This window comes from Lysinibacillus sp. FSL K6-4013 (assembly GCF_038630435.1).
Lineage (GTDB): Bacteria > Bacillota > Bacilli > Bacillales_A > Planococcaceae > Lysinibacillus > Lysinibacillus boronitolerans.
Genome location: NZ_CP152031.1, coordinates 2,223,866 through 2,236,574, shown reverse-complemented (window position 1 = coordinate 2,236,574; position 12,709 = coordinate 2,223,866). Strand labels below are relative to the sequence as shown.

Below are 12,709 nucleotides of genomic sequence, written 5' to 3'. Positions count from 1 at the left end.
TAAAGGTAACTTTCCATATATTTAACATCATAAGATCAATCAATACGATACAAACTTTTACCTACCGTCTTAATGTCTATGAAAACTTCATCAACGTCAACAATTATTCCTCCTGCCTCCTATGCTTTTTTTTTAGAAGAACCTTACTTAAAAGTTTAGAACTTTACCAAAACATGATAAAAGAGAATGGCTAGGTAAACGTACAACATGCCTAGCTCTTTACGCATAAAGTAGCCATATATGACTGAAAGGATGTCCTGTGTGGGGAAAGAACATAAATATTTAAAAAAATTCAAGTTTACGTCAAATCCAAATTGTCATTGTCGCTGTTGTTGCCCTTGTTGTCGTTGTAAATGTAAGCCCCCATTTTTACCCATACCACCAAGTTGCCATTATCTCGTCTATGTGACAGATGCTGGGCAGCTAGCAACGCCTGATAATAGAGTTTCTGTAATTGATACCGCAACAAACACAATCGTCGCTACCATTCCAGTAGGGACTGCTCCGCTAGAAGTAGCGATTACACCTAATGGTGCGTTTGGTTATGTTCCAGCGTTCTTCTCAGATAATGTAACGGTTTTTAGCACTGCCACAAACTTGCCAATCGCTACCATTCCCGTGGGTGTTAACCCTCTTGGTGTTGCCATTTCGCCAAATGGAACGCTTGCTTATGTATCCAATCACGGATCGAACACTATATCGGTCATTAATACAGCCACCAATACCGTAACAGCCACTATTCCAGTAGGGCTACAACCTCAAGGTATTGCCTTTACGCCAAACGGTGCGTTTGCTTATGTTGCCAACGAGAATTCCAATTCAGTATCGGTTATCAATACTGCAACCAATACGGTGATTGCTACAATCCCTGTAGGAATTCGTCCTAGATCCATTGTTTTGACTCCAAGCGGGCAATTTGCTTATGTGACAAATGAAAATAGCAATTCGGTATCGGTTATTAATACCACTACCAATACAGTAGTGGCTACCATTCCTGTTGGTACAGGACCTGTAGGAACAGCGATTACCCCTGATGGAACGCTTGTTTACATTGTGAATAAAGGCAATAATACCGTATCTGTCATCAATACAACCACCAATACGGTGATTGCAACTATTCCTGTAGGTTCATCTCCAGACCAAGTAACCATCTTGCCAGATGGTACTTTTGCCTATGTAACAAATCAAGTAGACAATACGGTGTCTGTCATCGACATAGCAACAAACATGGTAATTGCCACAATCCTAGGATTTAACGGGCCTACTGGCATCGAAACTGGAACAATCTGTCTATAATTCCCACAAAAAAAGCAACCGACTACTTCCACCCATCTTAGAAAAATGGTCGGTTTTTTTGTCGGTTGCCTACATTCATTATAAAATTAAATATGTCTAAAGTTAGCTTAGTCTTGAATCGCTGCGTCTAATGCTACCACAATCATGTCATTGAACGTTGTTTGACGTTCTTCAGCTGTTGTTACTTCACCTGTAATGATGTGGTCACTTACTGTTAGAACAGCAAGTGCTTTACGGCCGAATTTTGCCGCTAATGTGTAAAGAGCTGCTGATTCCATTTCTACAGCTAGTACACCGTATTGAGCTAATTTTTCGTTTTGGTGCTCATCTGAGTAGAATAAATCTGCTGTGAAGATATTCCCAACTTGTAAGTTAAGACCTGCATCTTTACCTGCATTATATGCTTTTAATAAAAGATCAAAGTCAGCGATTGGTGCAAAATCGATAGCACCACCCCAAATGATTTGGTTCATACGTGTATCAGATGTTGCTCCTTGCGCTAAAATCACGTCACGCACTTTTACATCTTTTTGAATTGCACCACAAGTACCTACACGGATTAATTTTTGAACATCATATTCTTGCATTAATTCTGTTGCGTAGATTGAAATAGATGGCACACCCATACCAGTTCCTTGTACAGAAATGCGTTTTCCTTTATACGTACCCGTATATCCGAACATATTACGTACTTCGTTATAGCAAGTTACATCTTCTAAAAATGTTTCCGCAATGTATTTTGCACGTAATGGATCTCCTGGAAGTAAAATTGTGTCAGCGATTTCACCTTTTTTTGCATTAATATGAATACTCATACTGCAATCCCTCTTTTCTGTCAGTTATCACTATAAATAATACTGTGTTTCTGTCATTTACGCAATGCTAGACGTCTAGCAACTGCAAAATTATTTATAGTTTTCGTACAATTATGCTTGTTCCTCATAAAGTGTCCACAAAGAATCAAAGGTCTGGATTGTTAAGTTTTCCGTTGCATAGGTTTCTATATAGTCGGACAACTCATGAAAGTCTGTGCTCTGCTTTGGAAAATTATGCTCATGAAACACTTCCTCTGCAAAGCGTACTTTAGGGTCGGACCAATCGCCACCTCGATAGGTTAGGACGTATAAATAAAAACTTTTCTTCATCAAACAATTTCCCCTTTTATGCATTGGCTTTTCGCTAGTGTATCAAAAAAATTAGCATTCGTCATAATTTCCACTACTACTATATTGTACCCACTTATGATTTTAGAACTATCTTCACGGTCTATCCTGACTTTTGTCATAGCTATTTTATCTGAAAAATTTTAATTATTAGAAATAAAGATAGAAAAATCTAGTAAAATAAGATAAAATTGAAATCGATTATTTAAAAAAATAGGAAGGTGATGGCGATGAAAAAGACTAAAAAAACTCATGATACAGCGAAAAAACGCCCGTCTCTCTTTACTTTTAGCTTTTTTAAGAAGAGGAAAGCTTCTACACAAGGGGAAACTGGGAAAAATCCCCCTCCTATTAAAGAAAAACGACAACGTTTTTACCATTTAATTCGGGGTAAAGTGCTTATTATGTTTGCACTTCTTATTGTAATTAACGGTATAATGGGTATATTGTCCTATGTCAATATACAGAACTTGCAGCAGCAAATGGAAGACTTTACAAAGAAAAATGTGCAGGAGCAACTAACGGTGAATCAACTTGCCTATGAAATTGCTAGACTGACCAATTTAGAGCAATCGTATTTAATTACAGGTAACGGCATTTATTCTACTTCCTATCATTTAAAAATTGATACCATTAATAAAAAGCTGGCTGCTTTAAAAGATCAATTTCAAGATCGACAAGTAGAACTCGGTCATATGCAGGCAATCGAGCAATATTATAAAAATTACCTTGATTATTCAGATAAAGTCATGACAATGCGTGATGAACTTGGTCTTGAGCAGGCACGTAAGCTGATGATGGGTGCTACTGGGGAAACTATGAAAACCCATATCGATCAAAACATTGAGACCATCAATACTGTCATGGACGATGCCAATAAAACAAAATTAGACAAGCTTAACCAGCAGGTAAACCTTTCTATCACTACATTCTTTCTCGTTTCCATCGTCGGTTTTTTAGCGATTGTAATTTTTGGCTTTATGCTATTTAAATCATTAAAACGTAATACACAGGCGATTAATGACTCTATCCTTGATATTGCGCAAGCTGGAGGCGATTTGACAAGACGTGTAAATGTGCGTAATCGTGATGAATTTTCTATTATTGCAGCCTCGACGAATACGTTAATTGAGTCGATTTCTAACTTAATTCGACGGGTGAGTGAATTGGCGGATCATGTATCAAGCAGTAGTCAGGAGCTAATGTCATTAGCAGATGAAAATGCGCGTACAATTCAGGATATTGCGGATGCGACAGCGGATATTGCGAGTGATAGTGACAATACGATTTCCAGTATGAATAGTGCGCAGCAAAAAATGAGCGACTTAGAGCATTCAATGCATCAATTAAATGAGCAAGCGAGTGCTGTCCATCGTGCCTCTATCGCCATGCAGCAAGCAGCCGATGAAGGTAGCCGCTCTGTGGAACAATCATCACTTGTGATGCAATCTATTGAAGAAACAATGGCTTCTACAACATCCACTGTAGAGGCGTTGGGTCGTAAATCTGCGGATATTACGTCCATTATTGGCACGATCACGGCCATTTCTGAGCAAACGAATCTCCTCGCTTTAAATGCGGCGATTGAAGCGGCACGAGCTGGCGAGCATGGACGAGGCTTTGCGGTCGTAGCTGATGAGGTTCGCAAACTGGCAGAGCAATCCCAAAGTGCAGCGAAAGAGGTTACATCGATTGTCACATCCATCCAAGATGAGGTCACATCTATCATTGCCCAAAATCACGAAGGTGTGACAACCGTTATCCGAGGCGTTGAAGTGACAAATGAAACAAATCAATCCTTAGCCAACATTTTATCGCATACCGAGGAAACAACATCAATCATTGCAGCCATGGTGGATAAAATTGCGACAACGCTTGAAAATAGCAATGCAGTGGCAAGTGACTTCATTCATGTCAATGCCTACGCAGAACAATCTGCGGCTAACACCGTGACATCTGCGGCAGCAGCCACACAAGGCTCCGCATCCATGCAGGAAATCAACGCCGCAGCCACTGAGCTTGCCCAACAAGCAGATAGCCTACGCAACCTCGTGAGCGAATTTAAAGTTTAAGCAAATTGAACGGCAGAGGGAGAACCAATTTTTTATTGGTTCTCCCTTGACTTTGCGGGGCTTTCCTTCACTTTGAGCATTCTATCCGCTACTTTTTCTGGTTTATCCTCCACTTTCAGATTTCTATCCAATTATTTGAGGGCTATCCCCCTAATTTGAGGGGCTATCCTTCACTTTGAGCATTCTATCCGCTACTTTTTCTGGTTTATCCTCCACTTTCGGATTTCTATCCAATTATTTGAGGGCTTTCCCCCTAATTTACGGGGCTATCCTTCACTTTGAGCATTCTATCCGCTACTTTTTCAATTTTATCCTCCACTTTCAGATTTCTATCCAATTATTTGAGGGCTATCCCTCTAATTTGAGGGGCTATCCTTCACTTTGAGCATTCTATCCGCTACTTTTTCTGGTTTATCCTTCACTTTCAGATTTCTATCCAATTATTTGAGGGCTATCCCTCTAATTTGCGGGGCTATCCTTCACTTTGAGCATTCTATCCGCTACTTTTTCTGGTTTATCCTCCACTTTCAGCATTCTATCCAATTATTTGAGGGCTATCCCTCTAATTTGCGGGGCTTTCCTCCACTTTGAGCATTCTATCCGCTACTTTTTCTGGTTTATCCTCCACTTTCAGATTTCTATCCAATTATTTGAGGGCTATCCCTCTAATTTGAGGGGCTATCCTTCACTTTAAGCATTCTATCCGCTACTTTTTCTGGTTTATCCTTCACTTTCAGATTTCTATCCAATTATTTAAGGGCTATCCCTCTAATTTGCGGGGCTATCCTTCACTTTGAGCATTCTATCCGCTACTTTTTCAATTTTATCCTCCACTTTCAGATTTCTATCCAATTATTTAAGGGCTATCCCCATAATTTGCGGGGCTATCCTTCACTTTGAACATTCTATCCGCTACTTTTTCTGGTTTATCCTTCACTTTCAGATTTCTATTCAATTAATTGAGGGCTATCCCCCTAATTTGCGGGGCTATCCCTCTAATTTGAGGGGCTATCCTTCACTTTGAGCATTCTATCCGCTACTTTTTCTGGTTTATCCTCCTCTTTCGGATTTCTATCCAATTATTTGAGGGCTATCCTCCACTTTGAGCATTCTATCCGCTACTTTTTCAATTTTATCCTCCACTTTCAGATTTCTATCCAATTATTAGAGGGCTATCCCTCTAATTTGCGGGGCTATCCCCCAATTTGAGCATTCTATCCGCTACTTTTTCTGGTTTATCCTCCACTTTCAGATTTCTATCCTTCTAATCTGCTGTGTCTCATAACCACAAAAAAACCTAGCACTATTTAAATAGTGCTAGGTATTCGCCATAGCCTTCTTTTTCTAAATCCTCTTTTGCGATAAATCGAAGCGCTGCTGAGTTGATGCAGTAGCGTAAGCCGCCTTGCTCACTTGGGCCGTCTGGGAAGACATGTCCTAGATGCGAATCCGCTTCTTTGCTGCGTACCTCCACACGACGCATACCGTGAGATGTATCGAAATGCTCAGTTACCTGTTCTTTTTCAATCGGCTTTGTGAAGGCTGGCCAGCCACAGCCAGAGTTGTATTTATCGAGTGAGCTAAATAAAGGCTTGCCAGAAACAATATCTACGTAGATGCCTTCTGCAAAATGGTCATCGTACTCATTACGGAATGGTGGCTCTGTGCCATTTTCCTGTGTCACATAGTATTGCATCTCTGTTAATTCTTTTAAACGTTGTTCTTTATTCATGTTTGTTCCCCCAGTGTTGCTCCTGAAACGCTCGACGACCTGATCCAATCGAATAGCGCTCATAGTGCATTGGATTTTTCTTATAATACTGCTGATGATAATCCTCAGCCGGATAAAACGTAGTGGCTGGTAAGATTTTTACCATAATTGGTTTATCAAACTTGCCAGATGCTTGTAAATCCGCCTTTGAACGTTCAGCAAGCTCACGCTGTTCTTCGTCATGATAAAAAATGGCCGTTGTGTAGGATTCTCCACGGTCATAAAATTGTCCCCCTGCATCTGTTGGGTCAATCAATGTCCAGTAAATCGCAAGTAGCTGCTCGTAGCTATATAATTCATCATCAAAAGTAATTTGTACAGCTTCTACATGCCCTGTTGTTTCCGAGCAAACCTGTTCATAGGTAGGATTCACAACATGTCCACCTGTATAGCCTGAAATCACAGAATCAATGCCTGGTGTTTCGTCAAAGGGCTTGACCATACACCAAAAACAGCCTCCCGCAAATGTTGCATATTGCTTTGCCATTCATTTCACTCCTTATTCACCAGGAACAATAATTTCCAATAAAATTTTATCCTTTGGTAAGTCCAACTCTTTAGCACGTACACGTGATCCAGAAGCAATGTTAATGCGCGATAAATCAATATAAATTTCGGCTTTATTCGGATTCACGGTAATCCATGAGGGAAATTCCACCGAATCGCGCATGATTTTCATCGTCGTCTCCGGTGGAATGTTTAATAAACCTACATTCATGCCCGTCTGTTTTAAAATAATATTCCCCTTGTCATCCACAATGGGGTCAAAATTCATGGAAATGGGGATTTCCGTATAAAATACCGTGAGTGTGCTACGTAATTGAATATCATCCCCAATTGTGAAATCAAGTGGTAAAGGCGAGCCTTTCGCTGCATCCTTTAAGTATTTTTTTGATATCGATTCTAATTCCTTTGTTGTGGTTTGTACCACGAGTACATTTCCTTTGCTTTCACTTTCACCTGCTGAACTCTTCGCAACATGGCCGCCATCCACTGGTCTAGTTGCTAAAAAAACGACGAGGAGGATTGCAAAAAGCACTGTGCCCGCTAAGGCGAAAAACGCGACTTTCCATTTATTCATTTTGTCACTCCTCGAAGCCTATTGCCTTTTTAATCTTTTTTTCCATACCACACTGCTCCATTGCTGCAAGTATACGCTCTGTCATTTTTTCATACCCCTTTGCATTTGGGTGGAAAAAGTCTGTATGATAGACGAGCTCTTCATTGGAATCAAACAAATCTTCTACTGATACGTAACAAGCATTGGAATCCTTGCTGGCTACATCCTCAATCACATTATTCCATTCTGTGATAATGGTATCAAATTCATTCGCCTCATTGGTCACAATTGAAAATGGATTATAAAAACCAATGAGTAATAAGGGCACTGTCGGATTTTTTGCGCGAATGCCTTCTACGATTTTGCTGTAACGTTCTTTATAAGCCAGCAGTTCCTTATCAAAAGCATCACGCTTCAGGTTAAATAAATCCTGCCTGACGACCTTCATGACATCATTGCCACCCATTGTTAAGGAAATTAACTGTGCTTCCTGCAGCTCTTCATCATAATGCCCTTTTTTCACTAATTTTAGTAGCTGATCGCTGCGTCTACCACGTTTGCCCCGATTATCGACCTCTACATCTGAAATCGAAGGCCATGCGAGCAATGAATCTGCTAATCTTCCAACATAACCGTCTTGACTATACTCATCACCGACACCATCTGTCAACGAATCTCCCAGTGCCAAGTAATGTAGTTGCTTTGCTTGTTCTTCATCAATTTGCGATAAATCCTCTGCTGATGGCTCAAAAAAATGTTCAAAAATTTGCGTCAACATATTCTTAGATGCTTTTTCCTCATCTTCTGTTTGTTGCTCATCCTGCGGCATATCTTGCTCCGTTCCTGCTTGCTCACCTTCTGGCTCTGCTTGCGGATTCGGTTCATCGATTGATATTGCACAACCACTTAGTACTAAGACGGTCAAACATGACAACATAAATCGCCAAATGTCCATTTGACCACCTTCCATCCCTTTCTATTACTTCTATTATAGAATAGTTCATGCTTCAATGAAAAGTGACTTACCCTTAGTTCTCCATAATTTTGTGCTCTTGCCAAATTTCTTCACAAATTTTTGATGAATGTATGGTTTTATGCAGAAGTGATGATAATTAGAGGATTTCTGATTATTTTTGGTGGTAAAGCATCACTATTTGATTGAAGCTGCTCTTACTTGCTGACAAAACGCTCACTATTTATTTGAAGAAGCTCATACTTAATGGTTAACCGCTCTTCTTTGGATTAAACTCGCTCAATTCATGTGAGAAAGCGATCACACTCTGATTGAAGCCGCTCATACTTTGTGGGAAAACGCTCACAATTTGATTGGAGCCGCTCTTGCTTGGCGGCAAAGTAGTCACCATATAATCGAAGTCGCTCTTTCTTAGGAGCAAATTGATCATTGTTTGATTAAAACGCTCATTCATGTCTTCAAAGTGTTACAGTATAAAAAAGCCACTACAATTACTTATGTAGTAGCTCCTTCCTGTTATTCTGCAAAATAAATAAAACCGATTGCTCCTGGACCTGTGTGTGTCGAGATGATTGGAGATGTAAAGGCAATTTCAACATCGTTAAAGCCAGTTTCTTCGATCAGCGCTTTTAATGGGTTGCCCATCGTTACTAGGCCATCTGCATGGGAAATGCCGACTGCCTTAACCGTTTTTCCGGCTGTATCTGCTTGGAATTGTTTAAATAAAAAATTAACTACTTGTTTATGACTACGTACCTTTGACACTGGGTTGTATACGCCACCTTCAAGGTTGGCAATCACTTTGATGTTTAGAAGGGAACCGATAAAGCCTGTTCCTTTACCGATTCGCCCGCCTTTAATCAAGTTTTCGAGCGTGTCTACAATCACATATAAATGCGTATTGTCCCGTACTTTTTCCAAACGTGCTACGATGTCCTCTACTGTTGCCCCTTCATCACGCATGCGGATTGCCTCACGTAGTTGGATAGCCAAGCCAATCGCGATAAAACGAGAGTCAATGACTGTCACATCGGCATCTGTCATTTGTGCCGCTTGGCGTGCTGATTCTACTGTTCCACTCATACCGCCTGTCATGTGGATGGAGATAATTTGATCGCCATCTTTACCGAGCTCATCATATAATTCTTTAAATTTCCCTGGAGCTGGTTGCGAACTTTTCGGTAAATTTTTCGCATTTTTCATTAAGCCTAAAAATGACTGTGGCTCCAAGTCCACACCATCCGTATATGTTTGACCATCAATTTGAATCGTTAAAGGCACGATATGTATGCCATGTTGTGCTACTTCTTCTTTTGTTAAATCACAAGTTGAGTCCGTTACTATATGAATTCGTCTCACTTCGACACATCCTTTTACTTCATTAAAATTTATTATATAGACTAATGAATCATTATGTAAACATGACATTTGTCATTAGGCAGAACCTTGTCCTAGCTTGCATGTAAACGCTACCTTGGATACTATAGCGTTTTCGCCTACCTCTTGTCTATCAATGCCCCTCAAAGAATATGACAGGCTTATGACATTTTTGATATGAACTATATGACAAATGTAAATGTTCATCTTTAAATTATTGGGGTATAGTAAATGTATGAACGAAAGGAGTGTTTCAAATGGTTGATTCATTTGACTATAAATCATGGAGGGAAGAGCTGTGGAATGCCATTACACATGGTATTGGTTTCATCGCTAGTATTCCAGCACTGGTTGTTCTACTGTTAGCAGCCGTCCAAACAGGAAATGCACTACATATTACAACTTTCAGCATTTTCGGTGCGTCTGTCATCATTCTGTTTTTAATGTCTACATTACTACACAGTATGCCAGAAAAATATAAACACTTTTTCGCTATTTTGGACCATTCGTCCATTTATATTTTAATTGCCGGCACCTATACGCCGTTTTTATTAATTGCCGTTGGTGGTACGCTAGGATTGACGCTATTATGTATTATTTGGTCACTGGCTGTGCTTGGTGTGTTGTTTAAATGTTTCTTTATTAATCGCTTTGAAGTACTTTCATTGATTTTTTATATCGGCATGGGCTGGTTAATTATATTTGCCATTAAGCCCGTTTATCTCTATTTAGGTTTACATGGCTTTGCTTTACTGCTAGCAGGTGGGCTGTTCTATACGATTGGGGCCATCTTTTATGCATGGCGCTCACTGCCCTTTAACCATGCAATCTGGCATCTCTTTGTATTAGCTGGCTGTGCCTCTATGTATGCTTGTGTTTACTTCTATTTATAAGGCTCAGTTTATATTCAGGGGAAGCAGAAGAAATGGCTCCCCTGCTTTTTTAAAATTCTTTTAGAAAAGCAAGTGTTTTTTCATGCAATATTGGTTGAATCTCAGGATATGTTAAGTATGTAGGTAAATCTTTAAAAAGTTTTACTTCCGCTATTTCAGAAACTGGTAATCGCCCCATCTCTTTTATCCTCGCAAAGTATAGTCTTCCAAAAACCTTTTTGAACGTGTCATCCATTGAATAATCACAAATTGGTGTTAAGTCCATTTCTTTACATCCCGTTTCTTCAAATAATTCTCTTTTTGCGGTTTTATCAATCTCCTCGCATGACTCTCTGTGACCACCAGGTATTTCCCAAGAGTGTCGATTGCGCTGTCTAACATACAACCATTGTCCCTGATAATATGCACTAATCACTGCAAATTTTAACTTGTTATTCATTACTGTACCGATATCATAGAATTCGATGTTCACGTTACACCCCGATTATAATGATATTTCCAATATAAAAAACCACTCCTTTATAAGGGAGCGATTTTTATTGAGTTATGGTCGTTCAAAAATTTGATATTGGAATGTATAGCCTTCTGGTGCTGTTTCAGGCGTTTCTGAAGAGACTTGAACAAAATCCTGCTCATAGCTCGGGAAATAAGTATCTCCCTGAAAGGCGTGATTAATTTTTGTGATATACAAGCGATCAGCCATCTCCATCACTAAGCGGAAAATCTGCTCGCCACCAATAATCATCACCTCAGGAACATCTCCAGCTAGCGCTAATGCCTCTTCCAAACTTGTCACAGTTTCAATGCCCTCTGCCTGATAGTTTTCATCACGCGTAATGACAATGTTGCGTCGCCCTGGAAGTGGTCGACCGATGGATTCAAATGTTTTACGTCCCATAACCATAGGCTTGCCCATTGTTTTTTGTTTAAAATACTGCAAATCCCCAGGTAAATGCCAAGGCATCCCATTGTTATAACCGATAACGTGATTGTCATCATGTGCCACAATTAAAGAAATCATACTGTCCCTCCAAATACTTTCGTCCCTTTTATTATAAACATAATGTGCTTATTTCACCTCATTTATAAATAAAAAAGCTTATGCTACAATTAAATTAAATCCTAGTAAAATTATATGAATAGTTTATAATAAGAATAACAAACTCACAATAAAGGAATGATGAAGATGACAACTTTAAGAAAAGAAGCTGTTCATTATCTAGAAGCTCAGCGTACTGCTACACCTTATTACAAAGTTACACCGCAGGAAGCGAGAGCCATGCGGACGGTTACGCAATGGCAATCCGTGCACAAACCGAAGCTAGCATCGATTGAGAATTACAACATTACGGTGCGAGATGGAGCGCAAATTACAGTACGGCTTTATACGCCCGTCTTCGGCAAAACTTTACCTGTTATTGTTTATTACCATGGTGGAGGCTGGGTTTATGGCAATCTAGAATCTGTCGATGCAGGCTGTCAGCTATTAGCAGATCAGGCACAGGCAATTGTGGTATCAGTGGATTACCGCTTAGCACCTGAATATCCCTTCCCAACGCCCTTATATGATGCCTACGATAGCCTAGTGTGGGTACATGACCATATTGAAGCCTTAGGTGGAGATGCAAGTCGATTGTCGGTTGCTGGGGATAGTGCAGGTGGAAATTTGGCTACAGTCGTTGCGCACTTAGCTACTACACGGGAAGGTCCAACACTACAAGCTCAAGCACTGATCTATCCCGTTACAAATGTTGATTTTTCAACAGTATCTTATCTAGCATATGGTGAAAATTATGGCTTAGATACACAAGCCATGCAGTGGTTCTCTCATCACTATACAGAGGAAGCAAACTTCACCAATCCGCTTGTATCCCCCCTTCAGCTAGAGGATGTCCGTAAAATGCCAAAAACACTCATTTTAGCCGCAGAGGCAGATGTTCTCTTTGATGAGGGTCTAAGTTATGCACAAAAGTTATCGGCTGCAGGTGTGACAGTCGAACATATCACAATGCCAGGATTAATCCATAGCTATTTCAGTAAAATGAATTATTTTGAAGACGCAACGATTGAAACCGTGACAAAAATTGCGCAATTCCTGAAATAA

The 12,709-nt window shown here is 39.9% G+C and carries 13 protein-coding genes; 4 read left to right on the top strand and 9 right to left on the bottom strand.

The features are described from left to right. Positions 1–261: 261 nt before the first annotated feature. Entirely contained in the window at positions 262–1,296 is a 1,035-nt protein-coding gene (locus MHB39_RS11055) for a beta-propeller fold lactonase family protein (RefSeq protein WP_342546745.1), read from the top strand. A gap of 107 nt (positions 1,297–1,403) precedes the next feature. Here the strand turns inward: MHB39_RS11055 and deoD are convergent, their stop codons facing one another. Further along, positions 1,404–2,111: a purine-nucleoside phosphorylase gene (deoD, locus tag MHB39_RS11050; RefSeq protein ID WP_004230212.1), complete on the bottom strand. Its 708-nt coding sequence runs from the start codon at positions 2,109–2,111 to the stop codon at positions 1,404–1,406. A 111-nt stretch (positions 2,112–2,222) separates the two neighbouring features. Then, positions 2,223–2,441 carry a YozE family protein gene (locus tag MHB39_RS11045; protein ID WP_016995579.1) on the bottom strand — a complete coding sequence of 73 codons (219 nt, stop codon included), beginning with the start codon at positions 2,439–2,441 and terminating at the stop codon, positions 2,223–2,225. A 248-nt stretch (positions 2,442–2,689) separates the two neighbouring features. Here MHB39_RS11045 and MHB39_RS11040 point away from each other — a divergent pair, with 248 nt between their 5' ends. Next, positions 2,690–4,531, top strand: a complete 1,842-nt coding sequence (locus MHB39_RS11040; RefSeq protein ID WP_312125464.1) for a methyl-accepting chemotaxis protein — start codon at positions 2,690–2,692, stop codon at positions 4,529–4,531. A gap of 1,303 nt (positions 4,532–5,834) precedes the next feature. On the opposite strand, the gene msrB is transcribed toward MHB39_RS11040, so the two are convergent. The 5 genes from msrB to MHB39_RS11015 all read right to left on the bottom strand — a co-directional run bounded on the left by msrB (position 5,835) and on the right by MHB39_RS11015 (position 9,694). After that, complete coding sequence (gene msrB, locus MHB39_RS11035) at positions 5,835–6,263, bottom strand: peptide-methionine (R)-S-oxide reductase MsrB (RefSeq protein WP_036080598.1); 429 nt, start codon at positions 6,261–6,263, stop codon at positions 5,835–5,837. Then, positions 6,256–6,789 (bottom strand): peptide-methionine (S)-S-oxide reductase MsrA, encoded by a 534-nt coding sequence (msrA, locus tag MHB39_RS11030; RefSeq protein WP_016993318.1) that lies wholly within the window; start codon positions 6,787–6,789, stop codon positions 6,256–6,258. The genes msrB and msrA overlap by 8 nt, the downstream gene beginning before the upstream one ends. 12 nt (positions 6,790–6,801) lie before the next feature. Then, a complete protein-coding gene (locus tag MHB39_RS11025) occupies positions 6,802–7,383 on the bottom strand; it encodes a YpmS family protein (protein WP_036080601.1) in 582 nt (193 codons plus the stop codon). Positions 7,384–7,387: 4 nt separating this feature from the next. Then, complete coding sequence (locus MHB39_RS11020; RefSeq protein ID WP_339280914.1) at positions 7,388–8,317, bottom strand: GDSL-type esterase/lipase family protein; 930 nt, start codon at positions 8,315–8,317, stop codon at positions 7,388–7,390. Positions 8,318–8,851: 534 nt separating this feature from the next. Then, positions 8,852–9,694, bottom strand: coding sequence for a DegV family protein (locus MHB39_RS11015; protein WP_036080608.1), 843 nt, complete (start codon positions 9,692–9,694; stop codon positions 8,852–8,854). Between the two features lie 275 nt (positions 9,695–9,969). Between MHB39_RS11015 and MHB39_RS11010 the strand changes: the two genes are divergently transcribed. Next, positions 9,970–10,605 carry a hemolysin III family protein gene (locus MHB39_RS11010; RefSeq protein ID WP_016993322.1) on the top strand — a complete coding sequence of 212 codons (636 nt, stop codon included), beginning with the start codon at positions 9,970–9,972 and terminating at the stop codon, positions 10,603–10,605. Between the two features lie 49 nt (positions 10,606–10,654). Here the strand turns inward: MHB39_RS11010 and MHB39_RS11005 are convergent, their stop codons facing one another. Beyond that, positions 10,655–11,077, bottom strand: a complete 423-nt coding sequence (locus MHB39_RS11005) for an NUDIX domain-containing protein (RefSeq protein WP_342546741.1) — start codon at positions 11,075–11,077, stop codon at positions 10,655–10,657. Positions 11,078–11,149: 72 nt separating this feature from the next. Beyond that, a complete protein-coding gene (locus MHB39_RS11000) occupies positions 11,150–11,626 on the bottom strand; it encodes a dihydrofolate reductase (protein WP_342546740.1) in 477 nt (158 codons plus the stop codon). 165 nt (positions 11,627–11,791) lie between these two features. Here MHB39_RS11000 and MHB39_RS10995 point away from each other — a divergent pair, with 165 nt between their 5' ends. Further along, positions 11,792–12,709 carry an alpha/beta hydrolase gene (locus MHB39_RS10995; RefSeq protein ID WP_339280912.1) on the top strand — a complete coding sequence of 306 codons (918 nt, stop codon included), beginning with the start codon at positions 11,792–11,794 and terminating at the stop codon, positions 12,707–12,709.